The following is a 15584-nucleotide window of genomic DNA, read 5'->3' as shown; positions in this document are numbered from 1 at the left end:
AGCCGAATCGGTGATCGAAGTGCTGCCCTACTCGGGCCGTTGGCTCGACCGCGCCCCCGGTCGTCGCACCGACCCCCGCTGGGTGAACCGAATCCTGGCAGCCCCCTCCACCCGGGTGATCCCCATGTGGAACGACCGCTGCCTGGCCAAGGACGACCAGCCGGTGAGCCTCACCCCGTCCACTCTCCCCGAGGGGGCCGAGCCCGTCCTCCTCGGCCTCGACGGCGACGCGGGAGTGTTCGCCGCCGACCTCACCCACCTCTCCGAGCCCGACGCGCTCGCCCTCGCCGCGGCCACCGCGACGATGGACGTCCGCGCCCTCGTCGCCCGCCTCACCCCGCCCGAGGCCGGCACCCTGGCGTACGCCAGGGGGATCCTCCACTGGGCCCGCAACCAGCGCTACTGCGGCGCCTGCGGCAGCCCCACCGAGAGCCACCACGCGGGCGCGGCCCGGGCCTGCCAGGGCTGCGGCAAGGTGCTGTTCCCCCGCATCGAGCCCGCGGTCATCGCCCTGATCGAGGCCCCCGGTGACGCCGGCCGCTGCCTCCTCGCCCGCCACAAGGGCGCCCCGGAGAACGCCTACAGCCTCCTGGCGGGCTTCGTGGAGATCGGCGAGAGCCTGGAGGACGCCGTCTGCCGCGAGATCCACGAGGAGGCCGGCGTGGAGGTGGAGGACGTCGTCTACCAGGCCTCCCAGGCCTGGCCCTTCCCCGCCGGCCTCATGACCGGCTTCCGCGCCCGGGCGCTCGGCGAATCCATCAAGGTGGACCCCGGGGAACTGGAGGAGGCCCGCTGGTTCACCAAACCGCAGGCCGCCGCCCTCCTGACCCGCCAGCGCCCGGACAGCATAGGCCGCTACCTGCTCGAATCCTGGCTCCAGAACCCCGCCGCCGCCTGACCACCCATTACGGGGCCACGCGGGCGGAGCGTCGGCTCGCGGAGTGGCCGGAGGGGGCCGGCCTCGGGCGGCCCGGTCCTCGCGGGGTGGTGTGCGGCGCGGCGCGCGCCCCGGGCCGCCGCGCCGGGCGCGGTCCGGTCCGGGTCGGTCCGGGCCGGTCCGGGTCGGGTCGGTTCAGGGGGCGGCGGGGGTCGTGGTGGCGAGGGGGGTGAGGACGTACATGATGCGGTCGACGGCCTGGTCCACTTCGGTGACGGGGACCATGGGGTGGCCCCAGCTCCAGACGAACCAGTCCTGGCCGTCGGACTGGCGGCGGATGGAGACGTCGTCCTTGAGGGTGGACTCCAGGGATTCGACGCGGAGGAGGACCTGGTCGCCGCGGCGGAGGAACCGCGCGGTGAAGCGGGAGTCGTCGGTCAGGCCGCCCGCCAGTCGGCTCAACATCTGGGCGTGCCGGTGCGTGTCCATTCGGCATCCTTCCTCGATGTGCCACCCGTAGTGTTCATGTTCCGCATCGCGATCACTCCTCGCCCGGTCCGACCCGGGCCTTGCGCCGTACGGCATGAGCGGTGCGACCAGCGGACACGCCGTCACGCTCCGTGGTGATCTGGAGAACCGGCCCGCCGTTCGTCGCAGGTCGTCGCGGAGTGATAGTCACGGAGAGTAAAGGCGGGTCGTCGTGGCCGCAGCGGGGGCGGCGGCGGAGCGGGTGAATCCCTCGCGGGGCGGGAGGGGGAGGGCTAGACTCGCGGGCTGACGGAAGCTTCTGACTTGGTGTCAGTCAGGAGATGGATTTGAGCGTGTACGAGCGCTTGGGGGGTTCTTACACCCTCGCGCGGGTGATCCCCCACTTCTACGTGCGGCTGCTCACCGACTCCGCGCTGGCGGGGCGGCTGCGCGGGGTGGACGTGGGACGGCTGGCCTGCCGCCAGCTCGAGTTCCTCGGGGCGCTGATGGGCGGTCCGCCGATGGGGCGGGACGTCGACCTCGCCGGGGCCCACCGGCGGCTGGGGATCACCGACGGCGACTTCGACCGTGCCGTCGCCCACCTCGCGGAGTCCCTGCGCGCCCACGGCGCCACGGCGGAGGAGGCCGAGGTCGTCGTCGAATGCGTCGGCCTGTTCCGGGACCAGATCGTCTCCGCCCCCGTGGACACCGCCTGACGGCCCGCTCATGCCGTACGGCGGGCGTGCGGGACGGGTCGTGACGTAACGGGTGGTTCGAGACGGCATGATGGCGGACGTGCAGCCGGAGAGCGGTTTCAGGGAAGCGGTGCTGGACGCCGTGCTGGAGCGGATCACGTTCGCCAACGAGGAGACCGGGTACACCGTGGCGCGCGTGGCCACCGAGCGGTCCGGCGGCGAACTGCTGACCGTCGTGGGCGCGCTGCTCGGGGCGCAGGTGGGGGAGAGCCTGCGGCTGACCGGGCGGTGGTCCTCGCACCCGAAGTACGGCAAGCAGTTCGAGGTCCGGACCTACACCACCGTGCTCCCGGCGACGGTCCAGGGCATCCGGCGGTACCTCGGCTCGGGCATGATCAAGGGCATCGGGCCGAAGATGGCCGAGCGCATGGTGGACCACTTCGGCGTGGACATCCTGCGGATCATCGAGGAGGAGCCGGCGCGGCTCGCCGAGGTGTACGGCCTCGGGCCCAAGCGCTCCCAGCGCATCGCGAAGGCGTGGGAGGAGCAGAAGGCGATCAAGGAGGTCATGCTCTTCCTCCAGACCGTCGGGGTGTCCACCTCCCTCGCCGTGCGCATCTACAAGCAGTACGGCGACGAGGCCGTCGAGGTCGTGAAGGCCGAGCCGTACCGGCTGGCGGCGGACGTGTGGGGCATCGGGTTCAAGACGGCCGACGCGATCGCGCGGTCGGTGGGCATCCCGCACGACAGCCCCGAGCGGATCAAGGCGGGCATCCAGTACACCCTGTCGGAGGCGGCGGACGCGGGGCACTGCTTCCTGCCCGAGCCGAACCTGGTCGCCGAGGCCGTGAAGATCCTGGAGGTGGACCGGGAGCTGGTGCCGCCGTGCCTGGACGCGCTGGTGGCGGAGGAGGGCGTCGTCCGCGAGCCGCTGCCGACCGGCGTGCCCGCGATCTACCTGGTGCCGTTCCACCGGGCCGAGCGCTCCCTGGCGTACGGGCTGCTCGAACTCCTCAACACCAGGGCCGAGCGGATGCCGGCGTTCCGCGACGTGGACTGGGACAAGGCGCTCGCGTGGCTGCGCGGCCGGACCGGGCAGGAGCTCGCCCCCGAGCAGGAGCAGGCCGTACGGCTGGCGCTCACGCGCAAGGTCGCGGTGCTGACCGGCGGGCCCGGCTGCGGCAAGTCGTTCACCGTGCGGTCGGTGGTGGAGCTGGCGCGGGCGAAGAAGGCCAAGGTCGTGCTGGTGGCCCCGACCGGGCGGGCGGCCAAGCGGCTGGCCGAGCTGACCGGGCACGAGGCGTCCACGGTGCACCGGCTGCTCCAGCTCCAGCCCGGAGGCGACCCCAAGTACGACCGGGAGAACCCGCTGGACGCGGACCTGATCGTCGTGGACGAGTGCTCGATGGTGGACGTGATCCTGGCGAACAAGCTGGTGCGGGCCATCTCCCGCGGCGCGCACCTGCTGCTCGTGGGCGACGTGGACCAGCTCCCCTCGGTGGGGGCGGGCGAGGTGCTGCGGGACCTGCTCACCGCCGAGGAGGCGATCCCGCGCGTGCGGCTGACCAAGATCTTCCGGCAGGCGCAGGAGTCGGGGATCGTGGTCAACGCGCACCGGATCAACAGCGGGAACCACCCGCGCCTGTCGGGCTTCCCGGACTTCTTCTGGTTCGGCTGCGAGGACAACGACGAGGCCGCCGCGCTCACCGTGGACGTGGTCGCCAACCGCATCCCGCGTAAGTTCGGCCTCAACCCGCGCCGCGACGTGCAGGTCCTGGCCCCGATGCACCGGGGCGCGGCGGGCGCGGGCAACCTCAACACCCTGCTCCAGGAGGCCCTGACCCCCTCCCGCGAGGGGATGCCCGAGCGGCGGTACGGCGGGCGGGTGTACCGCGTGGGGGACAAGGTCATCCAGATGCGGAACAACTACGACAAGGGCGAGGCCGGGATCTTCAACGGCACCGTCGGGATCGTGACGGCGATCTCCCTGGAGGATCACCAGCTCACCGTGCTCACCGACGAGGACGAGTCGATCGACTACGCCTTCGACGAGCTGGACGAGCTGGCCCACGCCTACAGCATCACGATCCACCGTTCCCAGGGCAGTGAGTACCCCGCGGTCGTGATCCCGCTGACCACCAGCTCCTGGATGATGCTCCAGCGCAACCTGCTCTACACGGCGGTCACGCGGGCCAAGCGGCTCGTCGTCCTCGTGGGCTCCCGGCGCGCGCTGGCCGCCGCCGTCCGCACCCCCGGCGCGGGCCGCCGCCACACCGGCCTCACCCACCGCCTGGTCGAGGCGATCTGACTTCGGAGGCCCGGGCCTGGCCGTACGCCGTCAGCTTCCGTCGCCGGTCAGCAGGTCCAGGCGGCGGAGCTGCTGGGCGCGGGCGCCCGCGTCGCCGGGCAGGCCGCGCTCGGCGAGCCGGTCGGCGATCCGGGCCCGGAACGCGGCGGGCTTGTGGTCGTCGTACTTGAACTTGGCCCTCACCTCGTCCACGCGCAGCCGTACGCCCCGGATGGCCGACAGCATCTTGCGGTACGGGCCCTCGTCCACGGCGACCAGCCCGTGGTCTCCGTCCGGCTGGTGGTGCGCGAGCTGCGCCCGCAGGATCTCGGCCTTCCCCTCCCGGTCGTCCACGACCTCCGCCCGCCCGACGAGCTGCACCGCCGCGTAGTACTGCGTCGGCACCCCGTCCGGCGAGTCGTCGGGCGCGCGCCACGTCGTGGGCACGTACGCCCACTGGTCGAACACGCTCAGCGTCACCGCCGGATTGGCGGCCAGCGCGGGGAACACCGGGTTGGGCCGCGCGAAGTGCAGCAGCACCGTCGCGTCGCCGTCGAAGAGGAAGGGCGTGGGCACCACGACCGGCGGCCCGCCGTCCACGCCGTTGGCGGTGAGCTGCCCGAAGTCCCGCCCCGCCAGCCACGCCTTCCACTCGCCGTCGTCCACGGCCGCGTCCCAAGGCAGAATCAGCACAGCGCCACCCGAAGAAATAGAAGGAATGCCGGGAAACACACCCTAAGGCGCGCGTGTCCGGCTTCCCCCGCGTGGTCGCCGCCCCGCCTCCCCACGCTCCGCCGTCCCGCCGTCCCGCCGCCCCGCCGTCCCGCCGTCCCGCCGCCCACGCCCCGCCGCCCGGCGCTCCGCCGCCCTGCCGCTCCACGCCGCGCCGCCCCACGGCCGGCGGCCCACGGCCCGGCGTGGCCCCCGCGCGCCGTACGCCATGGGCCGGCGGGCCGTACGGCATTGGGCGGCGGGCGCGAGCCGTACGGCGTGGGCCGTCAGGGCGCGGCGGGGAGACGGGCGGCGAGGTCGCGGCGGAGGTGGTCGGCGGTGTGGGAGCCCTCCGCGCGGGCCAGGGCGGCGGGGGTGCCGGTGAAGACGACGCGCCCGCCGTGGCGCCCGGCCTCGGGGCCGAGGTCGATGACCCAGTCGGCGCGCTTGACCAGGTCGAGGTCGTGCTCGATGACGATGACGGTGTTGCCGGCGTCCACGATCCGGTCGAGCAGCGCGAGCAGGGTCCCCACGTCCGCCGGGTGCAGGCCGGTGGACGGCTCGTCGAAGACGTACACCAGGCCCGTCTCGCGCAGCCGGTCGGCCAGCTTGAGCCGCTGGCGCTCCCCGCCGGACAGCGTGGACAGGGGCTGGCCGAGGGTGAGGTACGGCAGGCCGACCTCGGCCAGGCGCTCCAGGCCGGGGCGCACCGAGTCCTCGGTCAGGTACGTCAGCGCCTCCTCGACCGTGGACTCCAGCACCTCGGCGATCGTGCGCCCGGCGTAGCGGTGCTCCAGCGCCTCGGGGCGGTAGCGGCGGCCCTCGCACACCTCGCACACCGTCGTGACCGGGTCGAGGAACGCCAGGTCGGTCGTGACCACCCCGCGCCCGCCGCACGCCGGGCAGCCCCCGGCCGAGTTGAAGCTGAACAGCGCGGCGTCCACCCCGCCGGCCCGGGCGAACAGCCGCCGGATCGGGTCGAGCACGCCGACGTAACTGGCCGGCGTCGAGCGCGACGAGCTCCCGATCGCGCCCTGCCCGATCAGCACCACGCCCTCGTGCCGCTCCGGCAGCACCCGGGCGATCAGTGTGCTCTTGCCCGACCCCGCCACACCGGTCACCGCCGTGAGCACCCCCGTCGGGATGTCCACGTCCACGTCGCGCAGGTTGTGCAGGTTCGCCCCGCGGATCGGCAGCCACCCCGCCGGCTCGCGCACCGCCGCCTTGAGGCCGTACGGCTCGCGCAGGGCGCGCCCGGTCGCGGTGTCCGCGGCGTACAGCCCGGCGAGCGGACCCTCGTAGACGATCTCGCCGCCGTTCGCGCCCGCGCCCGGGCCCAGGTCCACCACGTGGTCGGCCACCGCGATCGCGTCGCGGTCGTGCTCGACCAGGAGCACGGTGTTGCCCTTGTCGCGGAGCGCGGTGAGCATCCGGGTGAGGCGGTGCACGTCGCGGGGGTGCAGGCCGACGGTGGGCTCGTCGAAGACGTACAGCATGCCTGTGAGCGCGGAGCCGAGATGGCGGACGGTCTTGAGGCGCTGGCCCTCGCCGCCGGACAGGGTCGAGGTCTCGCGGTCGAGGCTGAGGTACCCCAGCCCGAAGTCCTCGATCCGGCGGAGCGCGGCGAGCGCGGCGTCCGCGATGGGCGTGGCCACCGGGTCGTCGATGGCCTCCAGCTCCCGGATCAGGTCGGAGATCTCCAGGGCGGCCAGGTCGGCGATGTTCCTACCGCCGATCTTCGAGGCGAGCGCGGCCGCGTTGAGCCGCGCGCCGCCGCACTCCGGGCACACCCCGGCGCGCGAGACCCGCTCCAGCGCCTCGCGCGTGCGCGCGTCCCTGACCTTCTCGGGGTCCTTCGTCAGGTATCGCCGCCGCATGACCGTGACGACGCCCTCGTACTCGTTCTGGTACACGCCACGCCTGCTGGCCCGCCGTACCCGGAACCCGGACCCGTGCAGCAGCAGCTCGCGGTCCCCGGGGCTGAAGTCCTTGAGCGGTCTGTCCGGGTCGAACAGGCCGGACTCGGCGTACAACTGCCAGGAGGGCCTGCCCACCGCGAACGCCGGGAAGCCGATCGCGCCCTCGTTGAGGCTCTTGTCCCAGTCGATGAGCCGGTCCACGTCGAGGCTGACCGTACGGCCGAGCCCGTCGCATTCGCGGCACATGCCCTGGGGGTCGTTGAACGAGTAGGCCGACGCGAGGCCCGCGCTCGGCCTGCCGTACCGCGAGAACAGCACGCGCAGGATCGGGTGGACCTCGGTCATCGTGCCGACGGTGGACCGCGCGTTGCCGCCCACCGGCCGCTGGTCCACGACGATCGCCGCGGGCAGGTCGTCGATCAGGTCCGCCTCCGGCCGCTCGGGCCGCTCCAGCCGGTGCCGCGCGAACGACGGGAACGTCTCGGCGAGCTGCCGCCGCGCCTCGGCCGCGATCGTCCCGAAGACGAGCGACGACTTCCCCGACCCGGACACGCCCGTGAACACGGTGATCCGCTCGCCGGGCACGCGCAGCGACACGTTCTTGAGGTTGTGCTGCCGGGCGCCCTTGACGACGATGTCCCTCATGCTCCCCCTCAGCTATGGCTAATAGCTATAGCTTAAGCTAACGCCATCGTATGCTGAGGACGTGGCAGAGGTGACGGACGCGGCAGGTACGGCGGGGGCGGCTGGTTCGGGGAACGCGGCTGGTTCGGGGAACGCGGCTGGTTCGGGGAACGCGGGTGGTTCGGGGAACGCGGCGGGCGCGGGCGACCGGCGGGGGAGGCGGCGCGCGGAGACCAAGGCCGAGATCCTGGAGATCGCGCTGGACCTCATGGCCGAGGAGGGGGCGGCCTCCCTCAGCCTGTCGGCGATCGCGCGGCGCTTGGGCATCCAGCCGCCGTCGCTGTACAAGTACTTCCCGTCCCGGCACGCCGTCTACGACGCCCTCTTCGCGCTGGGCCAGCGCCGTTACCGCGACGTCATCGCCGAGGCCGCCGCCCGCGCGGAGCCGCCGGGCCTGGCGCAGGTCGCCGCCGCCTTCGAGGCGGGGGGCCGGTGGATCATGGACAACCAGATCCTCGCCCAGCTCCTCTTCTGGCGCCCGGTCCCCGGCTTCACGCCCTCGCCGGAGTCGTACGGCCCCGCGCTGGAGACCCGCGACCTGTACGCCGGGATGGTGCGCGCCGCCGTCGAACGCGGCGAGCTGGCCCCCGCCGCGGCGGGGGAGGAGGGCCTGAACCTCCTGGCGAGCCTGATCACCGGCCCGATGAGCCAGCAGATGGCGAACGGGCCGGAGGCCACCTTCGACACCGGCGCCTACACCCGCCTGCTCGCCCGGATGCCCGCCCTCTTCGCCGCCGCCTACCCACCGTCCTGACGCGCGCCCCCCTGCGGCGGTGGGGGCGGGCTCAGGCCGTACGGGAAAGAGGGTGGCGGACCATGAACACGTCCACCTCGTCCTCGGTCTCGAGGGTGAAGCCGTGGCGCTCGTACAGCCGCCGGGCGGCGCTGCCCTGGAGGACGTTGAGCCGGACGGTGACACCCTCGCGGTCGCAGCGCTCCAGCAGCTCGCCCAGCACCGCGGTGCCGATGCCCCGCCCCTGCAGGCCCGGGTCCAGGTAGAAGTGCTCCAGCCAGCGGCAGTCGTCCTCCGGCCGCAGCGCCACCGACCCGGCGGGGCCGCCGTCCACCTCGATCACCCAGGTGTGCGCGGGCTCGAACCCGTCCCGGAACCGCTGCCGCACCCGGTGCGGGTCATACCGCCCGAGCCGTTCGAGGTCCGCCCGCAACACGACGGCGCGCAACTCCGCCACCGTCTCAACATCCTCCGCCAAAGCCGGACGAACCGCCCATTTCATCATGATCTCGATGCTATCGCCCGGTCACCGCCGATCAGGGGGCGTGCGCGGGGGCCGGCGGCGGAACGGCCGCGCCGGGTTCGCCGGGACGCGCCTCCTCGGCGGTGCGGAGGTGGCGCACGGGCGACAGCAGCACCCACGCGGGAGCCAGCGCCAGGCCGACGCCGCCGACCACCAGCGCGGCCCGCAGGCCGATCAGGTCGCCCAGCAGGCCGCCGGTCAGGGCCCCCAGGGGGAGCACCCCGAACGAGAGCGTGCGGTAGGCGGCGTTCGCCCGGCCGACCACCGCGGGCGGCACCGCGACCTGCCGCAGCGTCACCGCCTGCGAGGCCGACACCGCCAGGCCGATTCCTTGCGTGAAGTACGCGCCGGCCAGCACGAACGGGCTCGCCGGGCCCGTCGCCAGCGGGATGGCGACGAGCGGCGTGGAGGCGATCACCATGGTCGTGATCAGCGCCGGGCCGAAGCCCATGCGGCGCACCAGCCGCTCCGTGACGAGCGCGCCGAGCATCGCCCCGGCCGCCCCCGCCGTGGCGACGGCCCCGATGACCCCTGCCGACAGGCCCAGATCGTGGACCGCGTAAAGGATGTAGAGCGAGGCGATGAACTGGAAGAAGAAGTTGAACGTGGCGGCCTCCAGGACGACCGGCCGCACATGCCGGTTCCCGAAGGTCGCGCGCAGCCCTTCGGCGATCTCCTGCCGGATCCGCCGCCCCGCCGCGCGCTCCGGCCGCCGCTCGCGATGCCGTACGCGGGCCAGGAACAGCGCCGAGAGCAGGAACGACGCGGCGGCCACGGCGAGCACGACGGGCGCGCCGACCCCCTGGATCAGCAGTCCGCCCAGCCCCGGCCCGGCCATCTGGGCCAGCGAGACGCTGAACTGGAGCCGGCTGTTGGCGCGCACCAGGCCCCCGCCGGGCACGAGCGTGGGCACGTAGGCGTGGTAGGCGGTGTCGAACAGCACGGTCAGCGCCCCGCTGACCAGGACCAGCAGATACAGCCCCTCGACGCCCAGCAGCCCGGCCAGGGCCGTGGCCGGGATCAGCCCGATCGCCACCGCCCGGCCCAGGTCGGCCCCGATGAGCAGCGGCCGCCGGCGGCTCCGGTCGATCCAGACCCCGGCGAGCAGCGTGAGCAGCAGAGCGGGCAGGTACACGGCCGCGTTCAGCAGCCCCATCTGGGCCGGGCCGACGTCGAACAGCGCGACGGCCGCCAGCGGCAGCGCCACGGTGGTGATCTGGGACCCGACCTGCGAGATGGACTGCGCGGCCCACAGTGAGCCGAAGTCCCGGCCTTCTACCCCCTTGAGAAGCATCACGGGGTTAGAAGATGTCCCTTCTAACCCCTTCTGTCAAGTTTTATAGTTAGAGGATGCCGTTCACGTTCGTCGCCGGTTCGCTCCCGCTCGACTTCGCCAACACGGTGAGCTGGCACACCGGGCCCGAGCCGTACGACCATCTGCGCACCCCCGCCGACCTGGCGGAATGGGCGCGGGAGGCGGGCATCCCCGCGCCCGTCGGGGGAGAGGCCGACCTGGCGGAGGCCCGGGAGCTGCGGGAGGCGCTGTTCCGCGCGTTCCTGGCGGCGACGAGGGGGGAGGCCGTCGCCCCGGCCGACCTGGCCACGCTCAACGCGCACCTGCGCACCGCGCTCGCGCACGTCCTCGTGGCCCCCGACCTGACCTGGAGCTGGGACGACCCGGCTTCCCCCGCGATCGTCGGCTGGACCGTGGCCCGCCAGGCCGCCGACCTGCTCACGTCGGCCGACCTCGGCTCGGTCTCCGTCTGCCAGGCCGACAACTGCGGCTGGCTCTTCCTCGACCGCCGCCACCTGCGCCGCTGGTGCACCAAGCAGGGCTGCGGAAACCGGGCCAAGGCCGCCCGCCACTACCAGCGGGTCAGGGCGCGGCGCGGGTCGCCCCCGCCGGACTCCGCCTGAACGCCCAGCCCCGGGTCACGCCTCGCGAGCGGTGGGCCCAGCCTCGCGAGCGGGTGGGTCACGCCTCGCGAGCGGTATGGTCGGCGCGGCGTCTGGCGACGTACGGCAGGGCGAACAGGTACAGGCCGGTGAACATCTGCAGGGCGAGCGGGAAGAGCGGGACGTAGTAGAGCCACTCGGCCGGCTTCTCCTGCAGCCCGGCGACGATGGCCACCAGGACGGTCACCGTGAACACGATCGACAACCACCGATGGACCTGCCGGACCCGGTTGTTTCCGCTCATGGATACCTCCTCCTCCGGAACTCCGCCGGGACGCCGTTGGAGCCTGGGCGTACACGGGCTTTCACGCTAGGCGCGCCGAGTGCCCGCGGCTTCTCGATTCCTGACCGCTTCACCCCGCGCCGGCCGTACGCCGGGATCGTCGTACGCCGTGATCGTCATACGGGGCGCCTGCCGTACGCCCGCGGTCGCCGTACGCCGCCTTCCGCTCGCGGGTCGTCGAGGTGGTCAGGATTCGAGAAGTCCCGCCTGCGCCGCGGCCCCTAGCGTGAAGGGGCACCGTTGCCGTGTTGAGGAGGATCGACGCACATGAGCGGCACGTCGAAGGCCGGCGAGGAGTCCCGGGCCGAGCCCTCGAAGGAGGGTTTCTCCGAGGAGGAGCGCGCCGCGATGAAGGCGCGCGCCAGAGAGCTCAAGGCCGGGTCACGCGCCCGCCGCGGCTCGAAGAAGGCGGCCGACGACGGGGCGGCGGTGCTGGCGGCGATCGCCGAGATGGCCCCGCCGGACCGCGCCCTGGCCGAACGCGTGCACGCCCTCGTCACCACCGCCGCCCCGGAACTGGCCCCCAGGCTCTGGTACGGCCAGCCCGCCTACGCCAAGGCGGGCAAGGTCGTCTGCTTCTTCCGCAGCGGCCACCTGGACAAGGAGCGGTATTCGACCTTCGGGTTCGGCCCCGAGGCGGCGCTCGACGACCCCATCGGCCTCTGGCCCACCGCCTTCGCCCTGACCACCCTGACCGAGTCCGCCGAGGCCACCCTGAGGGACCTCGTGCGCAGGGCAGCCGGCTGAGGACCGCAGAACGCCCGGCCCCGCCGGCGAGGCGGTTTCATCCGCCACCGGGTGGGTGATCGAGGCGGCGCTCCAGGATCCCCTCGGGCGTGAAGAGGCCCCGCTCTCCCCCCTCGGGAGTGCGGGGCCGCTTCGTGCCGTGGGTCACGAATCGTGGTAACCGTCGGCGATCAGGGCGACGCGGCGGTCGTGGAGGTACCGGTCGGCCTCGGCGGCGCCGGCGAACCTGTGGGTCTCCTTGTCGGCCACGCCGTTCAGCGTGACCGTCTCGGTGACCTGGGCGCCGTCAACCGTGATCGTGACCGTCGCGGCCCCCTGCCCGGCGTCGTCGTCGCGGACGAGGGTGATCGTGTTTACCTTGCCGTCCATGCTGGCCTCCTCAGCGGTGAGGTCGGGGGATCGGCGCCGGAGCCGGGTGACCGCGCCGCCGTACGGCGACGCCACCGGCACACGGCCGCCCGCTCAGTGCGAGTCCCAGGGCGCGCCCACGGTGTAGAGCAGCGTGGCGAGCGCGAAGAGCGCGCACACGGCCTGCGCGACCCGGGGACGGCTGGTGATGCGTTTCATGATGGTTCGCCTTCCTTGCGGGGGTGACGCCGCATCGCGGCGGCGATGAGCAGAGCGGAGCCGACCGAGATGGCGACGTCTCCCAAACTGACGATCTTCTGTAGCCCGGGAACGGGAATGACGTCGGCCAGGAACATCAGCCGCGTGCCGGCGGTCTCGGGCTCGTTCTTGGCCGTGGCGCTCCCGGCGGGCAGGCCGATGACCTCCGCCGCCCAGGCCGAGTACGGCATCGCCCCGTTGACCGCGATCGCGACCCCGTTCATGACCGCGCCCCCCAGCACCAGCCCCGCGCCCCCGCGCATCCCCGGCGAGAAGCCCGCCAGATTGACCGCCACCCAGCCCAGGACGATGAGGAAGGTCAGAGCGAGAAACGCCGCCCCGCCGCCCAGGTAGGCGTGCGCGACCTGAGTCCCCACGGCCAGCCACAACAGCCAGAGCCCCCGAAACCCGCCGGCGATCCCGTCAAGGCTCCCGCCCCTCCAGAACCCGGCGACGACCCCGGCGACGACCGGCACCCCGGCCAGCACGAGAAACCCAGGCATTCCCAGCCCCTCCGGCCCTGTCACTCCATCCCTGAGAGCGTCCACCCCAGCCCCGCCCCCGTCTTCCACCTGAGCGCACACCTCTTTAGCCACAGCGCACAGGTCGCACACCGAAGTCCCCCGCAGGCCGTACGGCGAGGCCAACGCGCAGGCCGTACGGCGAGGCCAACCCGCAGGCCGTACGGCGAGGCCAACGCGCCGACCGTACGGCGAGGCCAACCCGCAGGCCGTACGGCGAGGCCAACGCGCCGACCGTACGGCGAGGCCAACGCGCGGGCCGTACGGGGATGCCGAGGCGAGGCCGGTAGGAAAGCGGCCGCCCGAAGGCAAGGTCCTCGCGAGAGAGCGCTTCGCGCGTCCGAGCGCGGGCCGCTTTGTGTGGGGGCAAGCCACCACACCCCCGGCGAGGGGCTGCCGCCCCTCCCCCTCCCCGCAAACCCCGACCGACGCGAGACCGAAAGACGCGAGACCGAAAGACGCGAAATCCAGAACGCGAACGAGAACCCCGCATGGGGGAGTGGGTGTGCGTCGTTCAGCCGAGTAGGTGGGGACGGCGGGTGTTCATGGCGTGGCGGGCCTGGCGGCAGCGGTCGTGGAACTCCTGGGCGAGCTGCTCGCGGCGGTAGCGGCGTCGCAGGATGCGGTCGAGGTCTCCGGCGCGGTTGACCAGGTCGACCAGGGATCGGCGCTCGAAGTCGAGGGCGGTCATGCCGTGGTCCACGGCGGCTTCGAGTTCGCCCCGCCGCGCGTAGACCATGCCGAGGTCGATGTGCGCGTCGGCCATCCGCATCGGCGCGTTGCTGGTTCCGTCCGGGCGGGTGTGCTGGTCGATGGTCTCAAGCGCGTGCTCTTCGGCGCGGTCGTCGTCCCCCAGCCAGGCATAACAGGTGGCGGCGTAGAAGATCCACTTCGAGTGGTCGAACACGAAGTGATGGTCGGGGTTGGACGGCAGGGGCAAGGTCGCGAGGACGTCGGCTCCCCTGGCGAGAGCGCGGTCGGCCTCCCCGCGGTCGCCCAGGCGTGCGAGTCCGCGAGCTTCCTGCAGGGTGAGCTGGACCTGCGCGCTCGTGGGACCGGCGATGTCCTGTCCGGCGCGGGCCTGGGCCACCACGTCCTCATAGCGGCCCTCGGTGAGGGCGAACCAGGCCGCCATCTCGTGCGCCCACCCCATGAGTTCGCCGTGCCCGGCCTCGCGGCCCATGTTGTAGGCGGTCCGGCGCGACGCCTCGGCCTCCTCCCGTTCACCGAGGTCGTAGTGCACACACCCCAGAAGCGCGGTGAGCCAACCGGCGATCACGAGCAGTTCGCGGTGCTGGGCGAGGGTGACGCGGCCGCTGAGCAGCTTGTCGACGTACGCCAACCGGCGGACGGCGCGGGCGCGCAGGGCTGGGGCGGGTGTCACCGGATAGGCGCGGCATAGCAGGTCAACAGCCTCCTGCAACGCCTCCAGGGTCCCGGTGCCGACGTCGGACGCTTGAAGGCGCTGGGCGAGTTCCATCGTGTCGAACAGCTCGGCCTCGGCGTTGAGCGCGTCGCGCGGCATGACCTCCCCGGCGATCAGGGCTGAGCCGTGTCCGCCGCCGGGCGGGATGAAGCCCAGGGACTCGGGAGGCCGTCCGGTCAGCTCGGCGAGGGCCCGCCGATAGTGGGCGCGGGGCCAGCGCACTTCGCCGGTCTCCCAACGGCGTACCCGCTCCTCGTCGCACTCCAGCTTCTGGGCCATCCCCGTGGGGGTCCGGTTGATCGCGTTCGCGAATCCCTCGCGGGTCAGGTGCTGAGTGTTCCGCCACGCTCTGAGCCGCAGATTCGGCACGGGCCTGCCCATCGACTCACCTTCCGAAGCTCAAAAGGGGGGTGCGGAAAGGGGGGTAAGAGGGGGGCCGCTCAGCGGGTCCTCGCTCCGGCGATCGCTGATTGTCTGGCCGTCTACCGACAACCGTACGACATCAGCCCCGGCCCAGCCGGAGACGCGGGGAGAGGACATGGCCGGCAGCCGAACGGAGGGACACGGCATGAACGACGTGCCACGCCCGGGACCGCGATCGTTCCGGGGCGGGCTGGTCGCGCGGACGAGCGGCGGGCGCCCGGCGATGGCCGCCCGCCGGGCCGCTCTGGGGCTGGCCGAGCAGTTGGCGCTTCGCGGTCTCTCGGGCGAAGTCCATGAGGGCTTCGGAGTGGCGGTGGTCTGGGTCGGCGCACGGGCCGACGTCGTGGTCTGGACGAACGGCACGTTGTTCCGCTGGTGGACAGGGCGTGTCTCGGAGTCGGGGCGCCGGATCTACACGTACGGCGTGGCCGACAGCCCGGCGACGGCGGCGCGCCGCGTGGATCAACGGTATCGGCAGGTGACCGGCGGGTCCGGCTTGGGAGGCGAGGCAGGCATGCGCGAACCGGGATGGCCCCTCGACGAGCGCTCGCTGGAGGCGATCCGGCACGTGACGATGACGGAGACGATCGCCAAGGCACGAGCGCTGTTGCAGCGAATGACCGCGCGGGCACGGGCCGAGCGGGAGCTCCGTGAACGAGCGTGCAACCGGCGTCTCGAACAGCCGGAGGCGTGAGGCCCGGGCCTTATGTGCTTGAAGCGGGCGG

Annotated in this window: 16 protein-coding genes; 7 read left to right on the top strand and 9 right to left on the bottom strand. The window is 72.9% G+C overall.

The features are described 5' to 3' along the window. The first annotated feature begins 10 nt into the window (after nt 1-10). Complete coding sequence (gene nudC, locus D5H75_RS21730; RefSeq protein WP_202638374.1) at nt 11-898, top strand: NAD(+) diphosphatase; 888 nt, start codon at nt 11-13, stop codon at nt 896-898. A 174-nt stretch (nt 899-1072) separates the two neighbouring features. Here the strand turns inward: nudC and D5H75_RS21725 are convergent, their stop codons facing one another. Continuing rightward, a complete protein-coding gene (locus D5H75_RS21725; RefSeq protein ID WP_119928336.1) occupies nt 1073-1366 on the bottom strand; it encodes a hypothetical protein in 294 nt (97 codons plus the stop codon). A gap of 332 nt (nt 1367-1698) precedes the next feature. Between D5H75_RS21725 and D5H75_RS21720 the strand changes: the two genes are divergently transcribed. Further along, the gene (locus D5H75_RS21720; RefSeq protein ID WP_202638373.1) at nt 1699-2061 is read left to right on the top strand and encodes a group I truncated hemoglobin; all 363 of its coding nucleotides are present in this window, start codon (nt 1699-1701) and stop codon (nt 2059-2061) included. 70 nt (nt 2062-2131) lie between these two features. Beyond that, nucleotides 2132-4348 (top strand): SF1B family DNA helicase RecD2, encoded by a 2217-nt coding sequence (gene recD2 / locus D5H75_RS21715; RefSeq protein ID WP_119928450.1) that lies wholly within the window; start codon nt 2132-2134, stop codon nt 4346-4348. 30 nt (nt 4349-4378) lie between these two features. On the opposite strand, the gene D5H75_RS21710 is transcribed toward recD2, so the two are convergent. Both D5H75_RS21710 and D5H75_RS21705 read right to left on the bottom strand, forming a co-directional pair. Next, complete coding sequence (locus D5H75_RS21710) at nt 4379-5020, bottom strand: FMN-binding negative transcriptional regulator (RefSeq protein WP_119928334.1); 642 nt, start codon at nt 5018-5020, stop codon at nt 4379-4381. A 305-nt stretch (nt 5021-5325) separates the two neighbouring features. Further along, nucleotides 5326-7602, bottom strand: a complete 2277-nt coding sequence (locus D5H75_RS21705; RefSeq protein ID WP_119928333.1) for an ATP-binding cassette domain-containing protein — start codon at nt 7600-7602, stop codon at nt 5326-5328. Nucleotides 7603-7663: 61 nt separating this feature from the next. On the opposite strand from D5H75_RS21705, the gene D5H75_RS21695 reads away from it, so the two are divergent. Next, entirely contained in the window at nt 7664-8395 is a 732-nt protein-coding gene (locus D5H75_RS21695) for a TetR/AcrR family transcriptional regulator (RefSeq protein WP_202638372.1), read from the top strand. 31 nt (nt 8396-8426) lie between these two features. Here the strand turns inward: D5H75_RS21695 and D5H75_RS21690 are convergent, their stop codons facing one another. Then, a complete protein-coding gene (locus tag D5H75_RS21690; protein ID WP_242454412.1) occupies nt 8427-8831 on the bottom strand; it encodes a GNAT family N-acetyltransferase in 405 nt (134 codons plus the stop codon). A gap of 79 nt (nt 8832-8910) precedes the next feature. Continuing rightward, entirely contained in the window at nt 8911-10191 is a 1281-nt protein-coding gene (locus D5H75_RS21685) for an MFS transporter (protein ID WP_119928330.1), read from the bottom strand. Between the two features lie 56 nt (nt 10192-10247). On the opposite strand from D5H75_RS21685, the gene D5H75_RS21680 reads away from it, so the two are divergent. Next, nucleotides 10248-10814 (top strand): CGNR zinc finger domain-containing protein, encoded by a 567-nt coding sequence (locus D5H75_RS21680; RefSeq protein WP_119928329.1) that lies wholly within the window; start codon nt 10248-10250, stop codon nt 10812-10814. Nucleotides 10815-10872: 58 nt separating this feature from the next. Here D5H75_RS21680 and D5H75_RS21675 read toward each other — a convergent pair whose 3' ends face one another. Further along, complete coding sequence (locus tag D5H75_RS21675) at nt 10873-11097, bottom strand: hypothetical protein (RefSeq protein ID WP_119928328.1); 225 nt, start codon at nt 11095-11097, stop codon at nt 10873-10875. Between the two features lie 306 nt (nt 11098-11403). Between D5H75_RS21675 and D5H75_RS21670 the strand changes: the two genes are divergently transcribed. Further along, nucleotides 11404-11883 carry a DUF1801 domain-containing protein gene (locus D5H75_RS21670; protein ID WP_119928327.1) on the top strand — a complete coding sequence of 160 codons (480 nt, stop codon included), beginning with the start codon at nt 11404-11406 and terminating at the stop codon, nt 11881-11883. A gap of 144 nt (nt 11884-12027) precedes the next feature. Here the strand turns inward: D5H75_RS21670 and D5H75_RS21665 are convergent, their stop codons facing one another. The 3 genes from D5H75_RS21665 to D5H75_RS21655 form a co-directional block, all read right to left on the bottom strand. Further along, on the bottom strand, nt 12028-12252 hold the full coding sequence (locus tag D5H75_RS21665) for a hypothetical protein (RefSeq protein WP_147425239.1): 225 nt from the start codon (nt 12250-12252) through the stop codon (nt 12028-12030). Nucleotides 12253-12446: 194 nt separating this feature from the next. Then, complete coding sequence (locus tag D5H75_RS21660; RefSeq protein ID WP_119928325.1) at nt 12447-12992, bottom strand: DUF5317 family protein; 546 nt, start codon at nt 12990-12992, stop codon at nt 12447-12449. Nucleotides 12993-13524: 532 nt separating this feature from the next. Further along, nucleotides 13525-14817: an NsdA family TPR-like regulatory protein gene (locus D5H75_RS21655; RefSeq protein WP_119928324.1), complete on the bottom strand. Its 1293-nt coding sequence runs from the start codon at nt 14815-14817 to the stop codon at nt 13525-13527. A 187-nt stretch (nt 14818-15004) separates the two neighbouring features. On the opposite strand from D5H75_RS21655, the gene D5H75_RS21650 reads away from it, so the two are divergent. Then, the gene (locus D5H75_RS21650; RefSeq protein ID WP_147425238.1) at nt 15005-15553 is read left to right on the top strand and encodes a hypothetical protein; all 549 of its coding nucleotides are present in this window, start codon (nt 15005-15007) and stop codon (nt 15551-15553) included. Nucleotides 15554-15584: the final 31 nt, after the last annotated feature.

The sequence above is a fragment of the Bailinhaonella thermotolerans genome, from assembly GCF_003594875.1.
GTDB classification, from domain to species: Bacteria; Actinomycetota; Actinomycetes; order Streptosporangiales; family Streptosporangiaceae; genus Bailinhaonella; species Bailinhaonella thermotolerans.
This window is presented reverse-complemented; position numbering and strand designations above follow the sequence as displayed.